General features: G+C 75.8%; 19 protein-coding genes. 8 read left to right on the top strand and 11 right to left on the bottom strand.

Annotated elements, in window-relative coordinates:
* Positions 1-447: 447 nt before the first annotated feature.
* From ACI794_RS12945 to ACI794_RS12920, 6 genes are all read right to left on the bottom strand, one after another.
* The gene (locus ACI794_RS12945; protein WP_456582291.1) at positions 448-1,113 is read right to left on the bottom strand and encodes a TetR/AcrR family transcriptional regulator; all 666 of its coding nucleotides are present in this window, start codon (positions 1,111-1,113) and stop codon (positions 448-450) included.
* Between the two features lie 121 nt (positions 1,114-1,234).
* A complete protein-coding gene (locus ACI794_RS12940; RefSeq protein WP_456603306.1) occupies positions 1,235-2,026 on the bottom strand; it encodes a TrmH family RNA methyltransferase in 792 nt (263 codons plus the stop codon).
* Positions 2,027-2,178: 152 nt separating this feature from the next.
* On the bottom strand, positions 2,179-2,568 hold the full coding sequence (gene rplT / locus ACI794_RS12935) for a 50S ribosomal protein L20 (protein ID WP_456616555.1): 390 nt from the start codon (positions 2,566-2,568) through the stop codon (positions 2,179-2,181).
* 41 nt (positions 2,569-2,609) lie between these two features.
* Positions 2,610-2,804, bottom strand: a complete 195-nt coding sequence (rpmI, locus tag ACI794_RS12930; RefSeq protein WP_091934213.1) for a 50S ribosomal protein L35 — start codon at positions 2,802-2,804, stop codon at positions 2,610-2,612.
* A gap of 96 nt (positions 2,805-2,900) precedes the next feature.
* Complete coding sequence (gene infC, locus ACI794_RS12925) at positions 2,901-3,461, bottom strand: translation initiation factor IF-3 (RefSeq protein WP_456597954.1); 561 nt, start codon at positions 3,459-3,461, stop codon at positions 2,901-2,903.
* A gap of 405 nt (positions 3,462-3,866) precedes the next feature.
* Positions 3,867-4,364, bottom strand: a complete 498-nt coding sequence (locus ACI794_RS12920; protein ID WP_456616554.1) for a PH domain-containing protein — start codon at positions 4,362-4,364, stop codon at positions 3,867-3,869.
* Between the two features lie 52 nt (positions 4,365-4,416).
* Here ACI794_RS12920 and ACI794_RS12915 point away from each other — a divergent pair, with 52 nt between their 5' ends.
* From ACI794_RS12915 to ACI794_RS12895, 5 genes are all read left to right on the top strand, one after another.
* A complete protein-coding gene (locus ACI794_RS12915; protein WP_456603303.1) occupies positions 4,417-5,466 on the top strand; it encodes an MBL fold metallo-hydrolase in 1,050 nt (349 codons plus the stop codon).
* Positions 5,445-6,050, top strand: coding sequence for a uridine kinase family protein (locus tag ACI794_RS12910; RefSeq protein ID WP_456603302.1), 606 nt, complete (start codon positions 5,445-5,447; stop codon positions 6,048-6,050). The genes ACI794_RS12915 and ACI794_RS12910 overlap by 22 nt, the downstream gene beginning before the upstream one ends.
* 117 nt (positions 6,051-6,167) lie before the next feature.
* Positions 6,168-6,908, top strand: a complete 741-nt coding sequence (locus ACI794_RS12905; protein ID WP_456603301.1) for a GAF domain-containing protein — start codon at positions 6,168-6,170, stop codon at positions 6,906-6,908.
* Complete coding sequence (locus ACI794_RS12900; RefSeq protein ID WP_456616553.1) at positions 6,905-8,338, top strand: PP2C family protein-serine/threonine phosphatase; 1,434 nt, start codon at positions 6,905-6,907, stop codon at positions 8,336-8,338. The genes ACI794_RS12905 and ACI794_RS12900 overlap by 4 nt, the downstream gene beginning before the upstream one ends.
* Positions 8,339-8,428: 90 nt before the next feature.
* A complete protein-coding gene (locus ACI794_RS12895; protein WP_456616552.1) occupies positions 8,429-9,550 on the top strand; it encodes a uroporphyrinogen-III synthase in 1,122 nt (373 codons plus the stop codon).
* On the opposite strand, the gene ACI794_RS12890 is transcribed toward ACI794_RS12895, so the two are convergent.
* Positions 9,547-10,131, bottom strand: coding sequence for a GNAT family N-acetyltransferase (locus tag ACI794_RS12890; protein WP_456616551.1), 585 nt, complete (start codon positions 10,129-10,131; stop codon positions 9,547-9,549). The genes ACI794_RS12895 and ACI794_RS12890 overlap by 4 nt on opposite strands.
* 251 nt (positions 10,132-10,382) lie before the next feature.
* On the opposite strand from ACI794_RS12890, the gene ACI794_RS12885 reads away from it, so the two are divergent.
* Both ACI794_RS12885 and ACI794_RS12880 read left to right on the top strand, forming a co-directional pair.
* Positions 10,383-11,819, top strand: coding sequence for an MFS transporter (locus ACI794_RS12885; protein WP_456603297.1), 1,437 nt, complete (start codon positions 10,383-10,385; stop codon positions 11,817-11,819).
* A 118-nt stretch (positions 11,820-11,937) separates the two neighbouring features.
* A complete protein-coding gene (locus tag ACI794_RS12880) occupies positions 11,938-12,729 on the top strand; it encodes a hypothetical protein (RefSeq protein ID WP_456603296.1) in 792 nt (263 codons plus the stop codon).
* A 117-nt stretch (positions 12,730-12,846) separates the two neighbouring features.
* Here ACI794_RS12880 and ACI794_RS12875 read toward each other — a convergent pair whose 3' ends face one another.
* Positions 12,847-13,473: a class I SAM-dependent methyltransferase gene (locus ACI794_RS12875; RefSeq protein WP_456616550.1), complete on the bottom strand. Its 627-nt coding sequence runs from the start codon at positions 13,471-13,473 to the stop codon at positions 12,847-12,849.
* Positions 13,470-14,417, bottom strand: a complete 948-nt coding sequence (locus ACI794_RS12870; protein WP_456616549.1) for an NAD(P)/FAD-dependent oxidoreductase — start codon at positions 14,415-14,417, stop codon at positions 13,470-13,472. Before ACI794_RS12870 ends, ACI794_RS12875 begins: the two co-directional genes overlap by 4 nt.
* A 68-nt stretch (positions 14,418-14,485) precedes the next feature.
* On the opposite strand from ACI794_RS12870, the gene ACI794_RS12865 reads away from it, so the two are divergent.
* Positions 14,486-15,061: a helix-turn-helix domain-containing protein gene (locus tag ACI794_RS12865; protein ID WP_456616548.1), complete on the top strand. Its 576-nt coding sequence runs from the start codon at positions 14,486-14,488 to the stop codon at positions 15,059-15,061.
* Between the two features lie 113 nt (positions 15,062-15,174).
* On the opposite strand, the gene ACI794_RS12860 is transcribed toward ACI794_RS12865, so the two are convergent.
* Positions 15,175-15,501: a Rieske (2Fe-2S) protein gene (locus tag ACI794_RS12860; protein ID WP_456616547.1), complete on the bottom strand. Its 327-nt coding sequence runs from the start codon at positions 15,499-15,501 to the stop codon at positions 15,175-15,177.
* Complete coding sequence (nirB, locus tag ACI794_RS12855; RefSeq protein ID WP_456616546.1) at positions 15,498-18,068, bottom strand: nitrite reductase large subunit NirB; 2,571 nt, start codon at positions 18,066-18,068, stop codon at positions 15,498-15,500. The genes ACI794_RS12860 and nirB overlap by 4 nt, the downstream gene beginning before the upstream one ends.
* Position 18,069 lies beyond the last annotated feature (1 nt).

The raw sequence follows: 18,069 nt of genomic DNA, 5'->3' as shown, positions 1-18,069 counted from the left end.
CCCCCGTCGGCAAGCTGCTCATGGGCAGCAGCGCCCAGCGGATCCTCCTCGACGCCGACCGCCCGGTCCTCGCCGTCAAGCCCTGAGGGCAAGGCCCACCCGGCGCCCACCGGGGGGGGGGGGGGGGGGGGGGGGGGGGGGGGGGGGGGGGGGGGGGGCGGGGGGGGGGGGGGGGGGGGGGGGGGGGGGGGGGGGGGGGGGGGGGGGGGGGGGGGGGGGGGGGGGCCGCCCCCCCCCCCCCCCCCCCCGGCCCGGGTCCGCGGCGAGCTGGCGGAGGCCGCCCGCGGCCCGGTCGTGCTCGACGGTGCGCCCGTCGTGGCGGCCATCAGCACCGGCGCCGGCTGCTTCCCCGCCGACGCCGACGACGTCGCCGGGCTCCTGGCGGCCGCCGAGCGCGCGGCCGGGCGGCTGCCCGTCACCAACCGCTGATGGTCCGGGGCCGCTCCGTCAGCCGCGCGGGGGCAGCAGCGTGGCCAACCCGCCGTCGGCCAGGTCGGTGAGCTGGTCGACCAGGTCGGCGGCCGACAGGGTGCGGTCCGCCGACCACCAGTGCGTCGCCAGCTGCACCATGCCGACGACGCCATAGGCCCAGGTCATCGCGCCGTCGGCCGGGCGGCCGGCCTCGGTCATCCGGGCGGCGAGGAGGCGGCCCAGGGCGGTGGCGACGGCGTGCTCGGTCGCCGCGACGAGGTCGGCCCGGCCCGCGCGCCCCGCCTGGGCGTAGGCGAAGCGGTAGAGCGCGGGCTCGTCCTCGATCAACGAGACGAAGGCGGCGATCACCGCGCGCAGCTGCGCGCGGTCGTCGGCGCGGTCGGCGGACAGCTCCCCCAGCAACCGGGGCAGCAGGATCGCCCGGGAGATGCGCTCCAGGACGGCGTCGATGAGCTCGTCCTTGTCGCTGAAGTACCGGTAGATGACCGTCTTCGAGACGCCGGCGCTTCGTGCGACGTCGTCGACGGAGAAGTCGGGACCGGCCAGGCGGACGGCCTCGACGGCCGCCCCCACGAGGTCCTCGCGGCGCGCGCGCCGGTGCTCGGTCCACCGGGACCGGCGCCCGTCCGCCGGTGCGGTCGCCGGTGCGTCGGCGACCTGCTGCAGGTGCTTCACGGTCACAGCTACCTTCTCTCGCGGCCCTACTCGTCGAGCCGGGGAGCCCGCCGGTGACCACCATCCTCCCGTCCGGCGCCCCGTGGGACACCAGGAAGGTGCCCGCCGGCCCGGCGACGGGCTCCCGCTACTGGGCGAGCTGGGTGGTGTAGAGGCAGATCGCGGCGGCCGCGGCGAGGTTGAGGCTCTCCGCGCGCCCGCGCATGGGGATGCGGACCCGGGCGTCGGCCAGCTCCGCGAGCTCGGCCGGCACCCCCCGGGCCTCGTTGCCGAACAGCCAGAGCACCGGCCCGGCGAGCCGGCCGTCGGCGACGAGCGCCGGGAGCTCGGCCTCTCCCCCTCCGTCGGCCGCCAGCACGGTCACCCCGGCGGCGCGGAGCTCGGGCAGCAGCGTGCCCAGCGGCGCACCGCGGACGACGTCGACGTGGAACAGGCTGCCGGCGCTGGAGCGCACGGCCTTGCCGCCGTACGGGTCGGCCGACCCCGCGCCGAAGACGACCGCGCCCGCACCGCAGGCGTCCGCCGTGCGCAGCACGGTGCCCGCGTTGCCGGGGTCGGCCAGCTCGGCCAGCGCGACCGCCAGCCGCGGCGGCGCCGTGGTCAGCGTCGTGGCGGGGACGTCGCGCAGCGCGCAGACGGCCACCAGCCCCTGGGGCGTGACCGTCTCCGACAGCCCCGCGGCCGCCTTGTCGGTGACCAGCCGGACCGGCACGGGCGCGGCGGCCAGCAGGTCGGCGTGCGCGGCGGCCGCGGCCTGGGTGGCGAAGACCTCGCGGACCCCGGCGGCGTCGGCGAGCGCCTCGGCGACCGCCTGGCGCCCCTCGGCGAGGAACAACCCGGCCGCGTCCCGGCCGGCGCGGCGGGTGAGCTTGCGCGCGGCGACGATCCTCGCGGAGCGCTCGGTGAGCAGCTCGGTCACGCGGTCTCCTCCGTGGTCGTGCAGACGCCGACGCCGCCGGCGCCCGACCCCAGGGGGTCGGTCACCGACGGCGTCAGGTGACGTGCTGGAACCGCCGCTCTGCAGGGTCCCTCCCCGAGCTGGCGAGGGGTGGGGGGCAGAGCGGTCCTTGATCAGGCGGCCTGCTTGCCGGTCGCCTCGGGGTTCGCGACGAGCGCGGCCCGGGCGGTCTCCACCAGGGCGGCGAAGGCGGCGGGCTCGTTCACGGCGAGCTCGGCGAGGACGCGGCGGTCCAGCTCGATCTCGGCGAGCTTGAGCCCCTGCATGAACCGGTTGTAGGTCATGTCGTTGAGGCGCGCCGCGGCGTTGATCCGGGTGATCCACAGCTTGCGGAAGTCACCCTTGCGCGCCTTGCGGTCGCGGTAGCTGTAGGTCGCCGAGTGGAGGATCTGCTCCTTGGCCTTGCGGTACAGCCGCGAACGCTGACCGCGGTAGCCGCTGGCGGCCTCGAGGGTCGTCCGGCGCTTCTTCTGGGCGTTGACCGCCCGCTTCACGCGTGCCACGTGAGTGCTCCTGTCTTTCTAAAGGTCAGTGGGAGGGGCGCTCAGAGGCCCAGGAGCTTCTTGAGGTTCTTGGCGTCGGCCGGGGAGACGACCTGGTCCCGGTCGAGCCGGCGCTTGCGGGTCCCGGACTTGTGCTCGAACTTGTGCTGGTTGTTCGCCTGCTCGCGCATGAGCTTCCCGGTGCCCGTGATGCGCACCCGCTTGGCGGTGCCCTTGTGGGTCTTCTGCTTCGGCATGTCCTCGGTCCCTGTCGTCTGGTGTCGGGGCGCGCGGCAGCGTCGAGCTGCCGCACGCACCGGCCGTCTTCGGTGGTGCTGGTCCTGCTGGGCCGGTCAGGCGCTGGGCGCCTGCTCCTCGGCCTGCTCGCCCTTGGGCCGGCGCTTCTCCTGCGCGGTCTGCGCGCCCTTGTGCGGGGCGATCACCATGACCATGTTCCGGCCGTCCTGCTTCGGGTTGGACTCGACGACGCCCAGCTCGCTGACGTCGGCGGCCAGCCGCTGGAGCAGGCGGTAGCCCATCTCCGGGCGCGACTGCTCGCGGCCTCGGAACATCACGGTGATCTTGACCTTGTCGCCGCCCTTGAGGAAGCGCTCGACGTGGCCCTTCTTGGTCTCGTAGTCGTGCGGGTCGATCTTGAGGCGCAGCCGCATCTCCTTGATGACGGTGAGCGCCTGGTTCCGCCGGGCCTCGCGGGCCTTCTGGGCGGACTCGTACTTGAACTTCCCGTAGTCCATGAGCTTGGCGACGGGCGGCCGGGCCATGGGAGCGACCTCGACCAGGTCGAGCTCGGAGTCCTGTGCCAGGCGCAGCGCCTCGCCGATCGACACGATGCCGACCTGCTCGCCCTCGGGGCCGACCAGGCGGACCTCGGGGACTCGGATGCGGTCGTTGATGCGGGGCTCGGTGATGGCCTCTCCTTACGCTGCTGCGTGGGAGGAGTCGCTGGCCCACCCGGGCGCCGACGCGGAAAAGGCCCCGCGAGCGTCTGCTCACGGGGCCCACTCGCCGGTGGCCCACGACCCGTGAGGGTCGTGCGCACGCGATCACCGACCGGTGGCCGGTTCTCGCGATCCGGGACCTGGGCGCCTGGACGGCGTCAGGTGGGAGCGGGCTCCTCTTGGATAGCGGCCCGGGGCGGGGCCGCTGGTGGTTCGCGCGCCTCGATGTAGCGGGGAGGCTCGCCCATGCTACAGCGTCCCCCGCCCCGCGGTCATTCCCCCTGCGGTGACGTGCTGGAACGGCCCCGTCCAGAGGCTCGCCCCGAGCGGAGCGAGGGGTAAGGAGGACGGGGTCCTTCCTCAGTCGTCGTACAGCAGCGGCGGGCGCACCGGGTCGTTCGCCCGCACCGCGGCGTGCAGGGCGCGCAGGCCCTCGACGGCCCGGACGGCCTGCTCCCCGTCGGCCGCCTGCAGCGCGAGGAGGGACACCTCGTCACCGTTCTCCAGGGCCAGGGAGCCCCATGCGGACTTCCGCTCGAACCGGACCGCGCGCACCGCCGTCCACGGCAGGTCGTGGTGGACGACCACGTTGCGGACGTGGACGCCGTCGGCGTCGGCGTCGACCCGCGACCGCCCCAGGAACAGCACCCCCGCTCCCAGCAGGACACCCAGGCCGGTGATGGCGGCCTGGTCGACCGGGCCGTAGGCGACGACCGTGTTCTCCGTCGACGGCAGGCTCAGCGCCACCAGGACCGCCACCAGGACGACGACGCCGGCGACCACGGCCAGCACCAGCCGCAGCCGGCGCGGGACGACCGAGACGACAGGCAGGGAGCCGGGGTCGGGGGAACCGCTCACGCCCCCATGGTGACAGCCGGCGCTCCCGACCCGGCTGGCAGAGTGCGGCGTCGTGGAGATCACCGGCGCCGCCCAGCGCACCGCCTGGGACGAGCGCTCCCTGCCCCCGGTCGAGCAGCTGCGCGAGGACCTGTGGTCGCTGCCGGTCCCGATCCCGCACAACCCGTTGCGCTGGGTCAATGTCTACGCCTTCGCCCTGGACGGCGGCGGGCTCGGCCTGCTCGACACCGGCTGGGAGAGCGAGGCGGGCTGGACGGCGCTCACCGAGGGGCTGGCGTCCCTCGGTGGCTCGGTCGCCGACGTCCGGGGCGTGCTCGTCACCCACCTGCACTTCGACCACCTCGGGCTGGCCGCCCGCGTCCGGCAGGCCAGCGGCGCGTGGGTGGCCATGCACCCGGCGGACGCCGACGCCGTCCGCCGGCTGACCGCCACCGAGGCGCAGGCCGCCGTCGACGCCGAGGTGGCGTTCCTCGTCCGGCTGGGCGCGCCCCGCGAGGAGGCGCTCGGCGACGTCGGCGGGGCGGAGAACCTCTCCGGCTTCCAGCGCATGGCCGTGCCCGACCGGCACCTCGAGGACGGCGACCGGGCCGCCTTCCCGGGGTGGTCGCTGCGCGCCGTCCACACGCCGGGGCACACGCCGGGGCACCTGTGCTTCGCCGAGGAGCGGACCGGGCTGCTCTTCTCCGGCGACCACGTCCTCCCGCGCATCAGCCCGAACGTCTCCAGCACCACGGGCGGCTCTCCCGACCCGCTGCGGGACTACCTCGACTCGCTCGGCGCCGTGCGCAGCGTCCGCGCCGACGAGGTGCTGCCCGGTCACGAGTGGCGCTTCCGCGGCCTGGCCGACCGCGCCGACGCGCTCACCGCCCACCACGAGCGGCGGCTGACGGAGCTGCTCGGCGCGATCCGCGCGCACCCCGGGTCGACGCCGTGGGACCTCGCGGCCCACCTGACGTGGTCGCGGCCGTGGGAGCAGTACGCGCGGCGGATGCGGATCTTCGCGGTGACCGAGACCGACGCCCACCTGCGGCTCCTGGCCAGCCGCGGCCTGGTCGCCGGGGACGGCGGCGAGGTGCCCCGGTGGACCCTGGCCGTCCGCTGATCCGGCCGACGTTCGCCGCCCTGGCCGCCCGGACGCTCTCCCTCCCCCCGCGGCTGGGCGGCACCCGGCTCGTGGTCGTCGACGGCCCGGCCGGCTCCGGGAAGACCACGTTCGCGGCCCGGCTCGCCGCTGCGCTGGGTCCTGGGACGCCGGTCGTGCACATGGACGACCTCTACGCGGGCTGGACGCTCACCGGCGCGGTCTCCCGGCTGGCGGCGGGGGTGCTCCGCCCCTTGGCCGAGGGCCGCGCCGGCGCCTACCACCGCTACGACTGGGCGGCCGGCGGGTTCTCCCCCGACCCCGTGCCCGTCCCGCCGGAGCCGGTCCTGCTGGTGGAGGGCTGCGGCAGCGCCGCGCGGCGGCTGGACCCGTGGACGACGACGCGCATCTGGATCGAGGCCCCGCCGCCGCTGCGGCTGGCCCGCGGGCTGGCCCGCGACGGCGAGGGCCTGGCCGGCGAGTGGCGCCGGTGGCTGGGCACCGAGGCGGCCGCGTTCGCCGCGGAGGACACCCGCCGGCGGGCCGACCTCCGCGTGGACGGCGCGGCGGACGGCCCGCCCGACGGGTTCGTGCTGCAGTCCTGAGGCGGCGCGGCCGCGCGCGGCCCGCGACGTTTGCGAGGCGGCCGCGCTGCGTACCGAGCGGAGGAACGACACCAGGTCGAGCAGGCGGCCGCGCACGCTCCACGTGGAAGGCCCCTCGTGAACGGCAAGCGAATCGCTGGTCCGGCCCTGCCCCTCACCGATGAGCTCGCCGGGGTCTTCGCACGGATGTCGGGTCTCCTGCTCTCGGAGGAGACGGTCGAGACGTCGCTGAGCCTGCTCAGCTCGCTGGCCCACGAGACCGTGCCGGCTTCCTGCGGGGCCGGCATCTCGGTGGTCGAGGCCGGTCACCGGGTCTCGTCCGGGTCGACCGACGACCGGGTGCGGGAGGCCGACGCCCGGCAGTACGAGCTCGACGAAGGCCCCTGCCTGGCCGCGGCGGCGATGCGCGAGGTGGTCCGGGTCGACGACGTGCGGCAGGAACACCGCTGGCCTCGGTGGGCCGACGCCGCGGACGCCCTCGGCCTGCGGGCCGCCCTGAGCGCTCCGCTCGTCGCCGGGAACACCGGCCTGGGAGCCATCAAGGTCTACGCCGACCGTCCCGGCGTCTTCGACCGGCGCAGCGAGCACCTGCTCACCCTCTTCTCCGCCCAGGCCGCGTTCCTCGTCGCGAACGTCCAGTCCCACGACCGGGCCCGCCGCCTCAGCGAGGGCATGCGTCAGGCGGTGCGCGACCGCGACCTCGTCAGCATGGCCAAGGGCGTGCTCATGGGCCGGCACGCCGTCGAGGAGGACGCCGCCCTGCGCATGCTCGTCGCGCGGAGCCGGGACCGCGGCGTCGTCCTGGCCGACGCGGCGCGCGCGGTGGTCGACTCCGCTGCCCGCCACCGCCGGCTGTGACGCCGGACGCGCGGCAACCGGCCCTGGCGGCCGGCTACGCACACGCCGGCCTGCAACTCGAGCAGCTGTGGGTGCGGTACTTCGCGCTGGGCGGCACCGCCGACCTCGTGGAGGTCGACGCCTACCTCAACGGCCTCGCCTCCGTCCCGGGCGACCAGCACGACCTCCTGGCGCACGCCGTGAACGAGCGGCTCGAGGAGCTGGTGACCCGCCACCGGGTGCCCTACACCCGCACGATCCGGAGCGGGCGACCGACCGCCGGACCGCTCGCCGCCGTCGTCACCCTCCTGGAGGTGGCGGGGGCCGTGCCGCCGGAGCGGCTCCCGGCCCTGGTCGCGGCCGCCGGCCGGATGCTCGGCGTCGACGTCGCCGTCCACCGCATCGACCACGAGCAACGGTGCCTCGTGCGCCTCGGACCCCCGGTCGCCGGCGAGCGGGACCGGCTCGGGGTGGACAGCACGATGGCCGGCCGGGCGTTCCGCGCCGTGCAGGTGGTCTCCTCCGACCGGGAAGGCCGGCCGCGCCTGTGGGTGCCCGTGCTCGACGGCGCCGACCGGCTCGGGGTGCTGGAGGTCGGCGTCGAGGACGAGGCGGCCCTGTACGACCCGGCGCTGCGCGACCAGTGCCGGTGGCTGGCCTCGCTGCTCGGGCACGTCCTCGCCTCCACCGAGGCCTACGGGGACGAGCTGGAGCGCCCGCGGCGGACCCGGTCCATGTCGCCCGCGGCGGAGCTCGTCTGGCAGCAGCTGCCCCCGCTCACCGCCGCCACGGAGTCCTTCGTGCTCGCCGGCCGGCTGGAACCCAGCTACGACGTCGGCGGCGACGCGTTCGACTACGCCCTGTCCGAGCGCACGGTGTCCCTCGGCATCTTCGACGCGATGGGCCACGGCATGCACGCCGGGCTCATGGCGGCGGCCGCGCTGGCCGGGTACCGCAGCGCCCGGCGAGACGGCCGGGGCGTGTTCGACCAGGCCGGCGCGATCGACGACGTCGTCTCCCGCTGCTTCCCCCGGAGCGAGTTCGTCACCGGGGTCATCGGCGAGGTGGACCTGGAGTCCGGCCGGCTCCGGTACATCAATGCCGGGCACCCGGCACCGCTGCTGCTCCGCGGCGGCCGGGTGGTCAAGGAGCTCGAGGGCGGCCGGCGGGTGCCCTTCGGGCTGGAGACCGCGAGCCTGACGGTGGGTGAGGAGATGCTGCAGCCCGGCGACTGGCTGGCGCTCCACACCGACGGCATCACCGAGGCCCGCGACTCGGGCGGGACGTGGTTCGGGGAGCGACGCCTCGGCGAGTTCCTCACCCGGGCCATCGGCGCCGGCCAGCCCCCCGCGGAGACCGTCCGCCGGCTCACCGCCGCCGTCCTGGAGCACCAGGCCGGCCTCCTGCAGGACGACGCCACCGTGCTGCTGGCCCGGTGGAAGCAGCCGTGAGGGCCTCGCCGCGAGCGCCCTGGGACGGCCGGACACATCCCTGTAACCCCGAGGCCGCACCATGGACGGGCACCGGCGCGAGGGAGACACGTGACTGAGCAGGACGAGCAGCCGGCGGGGCCGGACCTCCCGCTGGCCGGGTACACCGTCGCGGTGACCGCGGCCCGCCGCAAGGAGGAGCTCGGAGCGCTGCTGGACCGGCGCGGCGCCCGGGTCGTCTACGCCCCGGCGATCCGCATCGTCCCGCTGGCCGACGACGCCGAGCTGGTCGCGGCGACGCGCCGGGTGCTCGAGGCCCCCGTGGACGTGGTCGTCGCCACGACCGGGGTGGGCTTCCGCGGCTGGCTGGAGGCCGCCGACGCGTGGGACCTGCCCCTGGTCGCGCACCTCTCCGGCTCGCGGGTGCTGGCCCGGGGTCCCAAGGCCCGCGGCGCCATCCGCGGCGGAGGGCTGGTCGACGCCTGGTCGCCGGAGTCGGAGTCCTCCGCCGAGGTGCTCGAGCACCTGCTGTCGGGGGCGGAGGGGCCGCTGGCCGGCCGGCGGATCGCCGTCCAGCTCCACGGCGACCCGCTGCCCGAGCTCGTCGCGGGCCTGCGGGAGAGCGGCGCCGAGGTGCTGACCGTGCCGGTCTACCGCTGGGTGCCGCCCGAGGACGTCACCCCGGTGCGCCGCCTGGTGACCGGCATCGTCGCCGGTGCGGTGGACGCGGTCACCTTCACCAGCGCCCCGGCCGCGGCGAGCCTGCTGCAGGTGGCCGAGGAGGCCGGGCAGCGGGAGGCGGTCGCGGCCGCCTTCGGCGATCGGGTGCTGGCGGTCGCCGTCGGCCCGGTGACGGCCGGCCCGCTGGACGCCGCCGGGATCAGCTCCTTCCAGCCGGTCCGCGCGCGGCTGGGCGCCCTGGCCCGTGAGGTCGTCGCGCGGCTGCCCGAGCGCGACCCGGTGCTGCGGGTCGGGCCGCACACGCTGCAGGTGCGTGGCCACGCCGCCGTCGTCGACGGGCAGGTCGTCGAGCTGCCACCCGGGCCGCTGGCGGTGCTGCGGGAGCTGGCCGGGCGACCGGGCCACGTCCTCCCCCGCACCGACCTGGTGGCCGCGCTGCCCGGCGGCGGCGACGGGCACGCCGTCGAGATGGCGGTGACCCGGCTGCGCGCGGCGCTCGGCGCCCCGCTGGTGGAGACGGTGGTCAAGCGCGGCTACCGGCTCGCGGTCTAGCGCTCCGACCGGAGGTCGCGCCGCACCACCACCCGCGGGAAGCCGTTGAGGACGGAGTCGGTGTCGGCCACCGTGACGAAGCCGGCGCGCTCGAACAGCGACCGGGTGCCGACGTAGGCCATCGTCAGGTCGACCTTGCGCCCCTGGTTGTCGACCGGGTAGCCCTCCACCGCCGGGGCGCCGTGCTCGCGGGCGAACTCCACCGCCCCCGCGACCAGGTGGTGGGCCAGGCCGCGCCCCCGGTGCCCGGGCCGGACGCGGACGCACCACAGCGACCAGACGTCGAGGTCGTCGACGCGCGGGATCCTGCGGTTGCGGGCGAAGCTCGTGCCGGCCCGCGGGTGCACCGCGGCCCAGCCCACGACCTCCTCGCCGTCGTAGGCCAGCACCCCCGGCGGCGGGTCCTCCTGCACCAGCTCGCGCACCCGCTCACCCCGCGCCGGGCCGACCAGCTCCCGGTTCTCCTTCGACGTCGTCAGCCGGTAGCTGAGGCACCAGCACACGTTCGCGTCGGGACGCCTGGGGCCGAGCACGGTGGCCACGTCGGGGAAGCTCGTCGCCGGCCGCACCTGGATCGCCATGCCGGGATGGTCGCACCGGGCACCGACGAGACGTCAGCGGCGGGCCCCGGCTCCACCCCGAGTCGGCCGCCGCGAGCCGGGCGGCGCCGGAGGTCATCTCCGCCGGCACCCTCACCACTGCGCCGCCGCCCGGGTGAGCGGGTCGTTCCCGAGAGGTCACACGCGCGCGGCGGGTCGGAAACGGCCGGTTCCTAGCGTCGGGCGCCACAGGAGCCGCCCACCCGGCGGCCCCGGAGCCGAGGGATGCGCCCATGACCACCACCCCCACCGCCCGCCCCGCCGGCGAGGTGGCCGCGCCGGCCCCCGCCCCGCCCGCCGCGACCCGGCGGGGGTCCCGCTGGATCGACGACTACGACCCCGAGGACCCGCGCTTCTGGGGCTCGCCGCAGGGCCGCCCGGTGGCCCGGCGCAACCTGGTGTGGTCGGTGCTGGCCGAGAACATCGGTTTCAGCGTGTGGCAGATGTTCAGCGTCGCCACCGCGGTGCTCGCCTCGATCGGCTACGGCTTCACCAGCGACCAGCTCTTCTGGCTGGTGGCCACCGCGGGCCTGGTGGGCGCGATCATGCGGGTGCCCTACACGTTCATGCCGGCGCTGGTGGGCGGCCGGAACTGGACGGTGGTCAGCGCGGCGCTGCTGCTGGTGCCGGTCACCCTGCTGACCGTGGCGGCGACCACCGGGCAGCCGTACTGGTTCTGGGTGCTGACCGCGGTCACCTGCGGCTTCGGCGGCGGCAACTTCGCCTCCTCGATGGCCAACATCTCGTTCTTCTACCCGGACAAGGAGAAGGGCTTCGCACTCGGGCTCAACGCCGCCGGCGGGAACATCGGCGTCGCGATCATCCAGCTGGTCGGGCCGCTGGCGGTGACCGCCGGCGCGCTCGCCGTCGTCGGCGGCAGCACGGGGACGACGGAGGCCGGTGATGCCCGCTACGTGCAGAACGTGGCCCTCATCTGGGTGCCGTTCGTCGTGCTGGCGGTCGCGGGCGCCTGGTACGGCATGGACAACCTCGCCGGTGCCCGCGCCGACATCGCCGGGCAGGCCGCGATCGCCCGCCGCAGGCAGACCTGGGTGATGTCCTTCCTCTACATCGGCGCGTTCGGCTCCTTCATCGGCTTCTCCGGCGCCTTCCCCCTGGTGCTGGCCAACGAGTTCGCCGCCGACACCTACCGCTACGCCTTCCTCGGCCCGCTGGTCGGCTCGCTCTCGCGGCCCTTCGGCGGATGGCTGGCCGACCGGGTGGGCGGCGCGAAGGTCACCGTCGTCACCTTCGTCGGACAGGCCCTGGCGATCGGCGCGGCGATCGGGTTCCTGCGCGCCGGGAGCTTCGGCGGTTTCCTCGCCAGCTTCCTGGTGCTGTTCGCCGTGGTGGGCATGACCAACGGCTCCACCTACCGGATGATCCCGATCATCTACCGCGCCGAGGCCGCCGCCGATCACCCGGGGGAGACACCGGAGGCCGTGCTGTACCGCGCCCGGCGCGACACCGCGGCGGCCGTCGGCATCATCTCGGCGGTCGGCGCCCTGGGTGCGGTGTTCATCCCCCGCGTGGTCTCGGAGTCCTACGGGGCCACCGGCGGGGTGGAGACGGCGCTGCTGGCCTTCTGCGGCTTCTACGTCGTCTGCGTGGCGGTGACCTGGTCCGTCTACCTCCGGCGCGGCACGCTGATGCAGCGCGCGGGAGTCTGATGCGCCGTCGGGCCCGGCCCTCCCGGGGCCGGGCCCGGCGTCCCGTGCGTGGCCCGAGCGGGTGAGCCCGGCCCGCCCCGGGGTGGAGCCGCACCGCCGGAGCGACGAAGATCGCCGGGTGACCGCAGCCGAGGAGACCAGCACCGGGCGCACGCTCGTCGAGGCCGGCGCCCCGGTCGCGGGCTCGATGTGCTCCGCCGCGGCGACGGTGGTGTTCGAGCCCGCCGCCGCGCGCGTGCAGGTCGACGACGCGTTCGCCGCGGTGCTGCGCGCCGCCGCGGAGGACGCCGCCGCCATCCCGGTGGCGCGCGAGCGGGTGCGGGCCGGGGCCGCCCTGGCCTTCGCCGTCGAGCACGCGGTGACCGTGCACCGCGCCGGCCGGGCGGTGCGGACCGACGCCTTCTTCGCCGGCCGCCCCGGCAACCGGTCGGTGGCCGAGGAGGTGACCGAGGCGGTGGTGCAAGCCGCGCGCGCCTCCACCGACGAGCGTCGGGTCCGCCATCTGGGCTACCTGCTGGCCGAGGTCGCCGTCTCCCCCGACATCGACGCCGAGCTCGTCGGCCGGGCGCTGCGGCTGGCCGGCACGCTCGGCTGGCGGCAGCTCGCGCTGCTGGCCGCCGTCGGCCGGCGGGACCGCGTGCCGCTGCCCATGACGCCGCTGGACGACGACCCGCGGGCCTGGACGGCGTGGGGCGCCCGGGAGGACGTCGCAGAGCTCCAGCGCGCCGGGCTGCTCGACCCACCGCCGGCCCAGCCCCGGCCCGGCGGGGCGGCGCTGCCCCGCCTGCGGATGGCCGACCTGCGGCTCACGCGCCGCGGGGTGCTCGTGCACCGGCTGCTCGCGCTCGAGGTCCTGCGGGAGGGCGCGGTGACCGCCGCCCTCGCCGAGCTGGGGCTCCCGCGCAGCTGACCGCCGTCCGGCCAGGGGAAGGACTGCTGCTCGGGCCATGTCGCCCTCTGCCCAGCCCGCGTGGGCAGAGAGCGACGCCCCGCGTGGGAGGTCGTGCAGGCGGTCGGGCCCGTGCGGTCAGCGTCGCCGCCGCGCGACGAGCACCGTGTCGGGCACCGGGTTGCCGGTCCGTTGCGCCGCCCCGTGGTCCCGCTCGCGGCTCTCGGTGACGACGTCGGACCACTCCCCCGGCTCGAGCGCCGCCGCGACGTCCTCGGCGGTGTAGAGCACGCCGGGGTCGTGCGCGTGGTGCTGCCCGTGGCTCACGTCGTCGCCGAGCAGGTGGCCGACCACGAGCAGGGTGCCGCCCGGGGCCACCGCGGCCGCCAACCGCCGGAACACGCCGACGCGGTCGGTCCAGGTCGCGTGCAGGTAGTGCGCCGTCACGAGGTCGAAGGCGCCGGCCGGCGGCTGCCACGCGTCGAGGTCGGCGGGCAGCCACTCCACCCGGTCCGCCAGCCCCCGCGCCCGCGCCGCCGCGGCGCCGCGCTGCAGGGCCACCGGCGAGAAGTCCACCGCCGTGACGCGCCAGCCCCGCTCGGCGAGCCACAGGGCGTCCCCGCCCTCGCCGCTGCCGGCGTCGAGCGCGGTTCCGGCCGGGAGCCCGGCCGCCTCGACGACGAGCTGCCGGTTGGGCCGGCCGCTCCAGACGGCCGGGGCCGACCGGTACAGCTCGTCGTAGGTCTCGCGGTCGGTGGCCCTCACGCCGCCACCGCCCGACGCCGGGCCACCGCTGCCCGGGTGTCCTCCTGGATCAGGTCGGCGTTGATCATCGCCCCGGCCCGGAGCCCCTGGGCGGCGGCGACGATGACCTGCGCGCTCAGGTCGCCCGCGTTCCCGGCCACCCACACGCCGGGCACGTCGGTGCGCCCGGTCGGGTCGGCGGGCAGGTGGGTGCCCATCACCGCACCGTGCATCTCCATCGGCACCGGCACGGCACCGAGGTCGGCGAGCAGCTCGGCGTTGGCGACGAACCGCGGTGCGACGACCACGGCGTCCCGGGCGACCAGCTCACCGGTGGCCAGCCGGACGTCCGCGCCCCCCTCCAGCCCGGCCACCGCGCCGCGCACGACGCGCACCCCGCGGGCCGCCAGCTGCTCGTGCTCCTCGTCGCCCGGCTCGGCGCCGGAGTGCACGAAGAGGACGACGTCCTCGGTCCACTGCCGCCACAGCAGCGCCGCGTAGGCCCCCATCGGGCCGGTGCTCACGATGCCGACGGCCCGGTCGCGGACCTCCCAGCCGTGGCAGTACGGGCAGTGCAGCACCGTCCCGCCCCAGCGCTCCGCGGCCCCCGGGAGCTCGGGCAGGTCGTCGGTGAGGCCGGTGGCCAGCAGCAGCCGGCGGGCGCCCACGGAGGCGCCGTCCTCGAGGGCGACCCTGAACCCGTCGGCCTCGCGCCGCACCGACACGACCCGGCCGGGGACCACGGACCCGCCGTAGCCCTCGACCTCGCCGCGGCCGATCGCGTACAGCTCGGCGGGGGGCGTGCCCTCCCGGCCGAGGTAGTTGTGCACGTGCCCGGCGGGGGCGTTCCGCGGCTCACCCGCATCCACCACGAGCACGCTGCGCCGGGCGCGGGCCAGGGTGAGCGCTCCGCTCAGCCCCGCCGCACCGCCACCGATGACCACCACGTCGTAGCTGTCGTCCATGGCGCCCACTGTCGGCCGGCGACCGGCTAGCTGGCAAATACGCTTGCCGAAATGGCAAACTGGCGGCCATGTCCGACGACGACGTCCTGCAGAACGTCGGCACGCGGCTGCGGGCGCTGCGCGGGGAGAGCGGGCGCACGCTGGCCGAGGTCGCCGGCGCCACCGGTATCTCGGTGAGCACGTTGTCGCGGCTGGAGTCCGGTGGCCGCCGGCCGACGCTCGAGCTCCTCCTGCCGCTCGCCCGCACCTACGGCGTCGCCCTCGACGACCTGGTGGATGTGGCCCCGCCGGCGGACCCGCGGGTGCACGGGCACCCGATCACGCGGGACGACGGCATGACGATGGTGCCGCTGACCCGCCAGTCCGGTGGCCTGCAGGCCTACAAGATGCTGCTACCGGCCCGGTGGCGGGTGAGCGACACCGACCAGAAGACCCACGAGGGCTACGAGTGGCTCTACGTGCTCTCGGGGCGGATCCGCCTGCTCCTCGGCCCCCGCGACTTCGTGCTCGGCCCGGGCGAGGTGGTCGAGTTCGACACCCGGGTGCCGCACACCTTCTCCAACCCCTTCCCGGAACCGGCGGAGGGGCTGGTCCTCTTCGGCCCGCAGGGCGAGCGCATGCACGTGCGCGCCCGCCCGGCCTGAGGCGCCGCTCCGCGGACCGGGGGCGGGCGCTCGGGCAGAGCGGTCGTAGGCGTCCGGCGTCCGGCGCGGGAGCGCGCGGTGCGGCGCGGGCTGCCGACGTCGGTGCTCACCGCTCAGAGCGTCACCACGAGCGCGCCCTCCTCCTCGTGGACGGGGAACACGCGGATCGGCGCCGTGCCGGAGGTCGAGGCGCCGTCGGCCCACCGGTAGGCGTACTGGTGCAGCGGGCACACCAGCACGTCGACGTCGGTCTGCCCGTCGGCGAGCGGGCCCCCCGCGTGCGGGCAGGCCGCCTGGGTGGCGTGCAGCGAGCCGTCGCGCAGCCGGAACACCGCCACCTGCTCGCCGCCGACCACGAACGTCCGCCCCTCCCCCGGCGGGACCTCCGCCACGCTGCCCACCACGTGCGCCGTCGCGGCCCGCTCCTCGATGAGGCTCATCGACCCACCCCCGGTGCCGAACCGGACGCCTGCGGCGCGCTCGTCACCGGCACCTCCGGCAGCGCGACCAGCGGCAGGGCGGGCCGGAACTGGCCGGGGGTGGCCGGCTCGACCGCGTCCTGGCCCCACGGGTCGCGGTAGGCGTCGATCGAGCGCTGGATCCCCGCGTCGAGGTCGGCGCAGATGCCCTCGCCGTCCTCCAGCAGCACGTGCTGGAGCTTCGCCAGCCCGACCCGGGGCACGAAGTCGTAGGTGCGCTCCAGCCAGTTGGCGTTCTCCCGGTAGTACTGCATGAACCGGCCGGCCAGGGTGAGCACGGCGTCGCGACCGACGACGGTGGCCAGCAGGTCGCCCTTGCGGACCGTCGCCCCGGCGGCGCCGCCGACGTAGACCTCCCACCTCCCGTTGCCGACCGCGACGACGCCGACGTCCTTCACGTAGGCCTCGGCGCAGTTGCGCGGGCAGCCGACGACGGCGAGCTTCATCTTCGCCGGGCTCTCGATGCCCTGGAACCGGGTCTCCAGGTCGATGCCGAGCTGGGTGGAGTCGTCCAGGCCGAACCGGCAGAACTCCGAGCCGACGCAGGTCTTCACGGTCCGGAAGCTCTTCCCGTAGGCGTAGCCCGAGGGCATGCCGAGGTCGGACCACATGGCCGGCAGGTCCTCCTTGCGGACGCCGAGCAGGTCGATCCGCTGGCCCCCGGTCACCTTGACCATCGGCACCTCGTACTTCTCGGCGACGTCGGCGATCCGCCGCAGCTGGGCCGGCGACGTCACCCCGCCCTTCATCTGGGGGACGACGGAGAAGGTGCCGTCGCGCTGGATGTTGGCGTGGACGCGGTCGTTGATGAACTCGCCGTCCTTCTCCGGCACGAAGTCGTGGCCCCAGATCATCTTCAGCAGCGACGTGAGGCCCATCTTCGACTTCGCGTCGTCCTTGCCGTCGGGAGCGAGGGCGGCGAAGACCGCGGACACGCTGCGCAGGTCGCGCTCGCGGATGGCCCGCATCAGCTCCGGCTTGGGCATCGGGATGCCGGGCACGTAGTAGGACGCAGCGGGGTCCTCGGCGAGATCGCCGTCGGCGGCCCACTCGACGATCTGCGTGACCAGCGCCTTGCAGGAGCCGCACCCCTTGCCGGCGCGGGTGCGGTCCATGACCTCGCCGACGCTCCCGCAGCCCCCGGAGACCGCCCCGCAGATGTCGCCCTTCGACACCCCGTTGCAGTTGCAGACCTGGGAGTCCGCCGGCATCTCGGCGACGCCGACCTCCGCCGCACCGTCGGAGAGGTCGACCAGCAGGCGGATGCGCTCCTCGGGCAGCGCGGAGCCCCGGTCGAAGGCCTGGGTGAGGTAGGCGACCTTGCGGGTGTCGCCGAGCAGGGTCGCCCCGACCAGCGCCCCGTCGCGGATCACCACCGACAGGTGCACCCCGCGCCGGGGCTCGGAGATGACCAGGAACTCGTCGTCGTCCCGCTCGGGGCTGCTCACCCCCATCACGGCGACGTCGACGCCGGCGACCTTCAGCTTCGTCGCCGTCCGGCTGCCGTGGTACTCGGCGGCGGGGTCGGTTCCGGTGAGGACGTCGGCCAGGACCTTCGCGTGCTCCCACGCCGGCGCCACCAGCCCGTAGACTTCGCCGCGGTGCTGGGCGCACTCCCCGATGGCGTAGACGTCGGGGTCGTCGGTGCGCAGCTGGTCGTCGACGACGACCGCCCGCTGCACCTCCAGCCCCGAGCGGACGGCGACGTCGGTGTGCGGGCGCACCCCGGCGGCGACCACGAGCAGGTCGCAGTCCAGCCGCCGGCCGTCCTTCAGCAGCACCCCCTCGACGTGCTCCTCGCCCAGCACCTCGGTGGCCAGGACGTCGAGGTGGACGGTGATGCCGAGCTGCTCGACGCTGCGCTTGAGGATGGCGCCGGCCTCGGCGTCGAGCTGGGCGTTCATGAGCCACGGCATCGCGTGCACCAGCTCCACCTGGAGACCGTGCCCCTGCAGGGCGCGCGCGGCCTCCAGCCCGAGCAGCCCGCCGCCCATGACGACCGCGCGGCGGCAGCGCCCGGTCGCGGCGAGCAGCGCGCGGGTCTCGTCGATGGTGCGGAAGCCGTAGACGCCCGGGACCAGCTCGCCGTCCTCGCGCCGCACGCCGGTCATCGGGGGGATGAACGAGTAGCTGCCCGTGGCGAGCACCAGGTGGTCGTAGGCGGTGACGCTGCCGTCGGCGGCGTGCACCTGCTTGGCCGCGGTGTCGATCCGCTCGACCCGGACGCCGGCGCGCAGGTCGATGCCGAAGTCGGCGTACCAGTCGTGGGAGTTGAGCACGATCTCGTCCTCGTGCGACTCCCCGGCGAGCACCGGGCTCAGCATGATCCGGTTGTAGTTGCCGTGCGGCTCGTCGCCGAAGACGGTGATGCGGAACTGGTCGCCGCCGCCGCGCTCGAGGATCTCCTCCACGAAGCGGGCGCCGGCCATGCCGTTGCCGACCACGACCAGCCGGCCGCGGGCATCGAGGTCGTCGTCCAGGTGCAGGGCGGTGGCGCCGGCCAGGCGGGCCCCGAGGATCGCCGTCATG

It is taken from the genome of Blastococcus sp. SYSU DS0541, from assembly GCF_054050875.1.
This window is presented reverse-complemented; position numbering and strand designations above follow the sequence as displayed.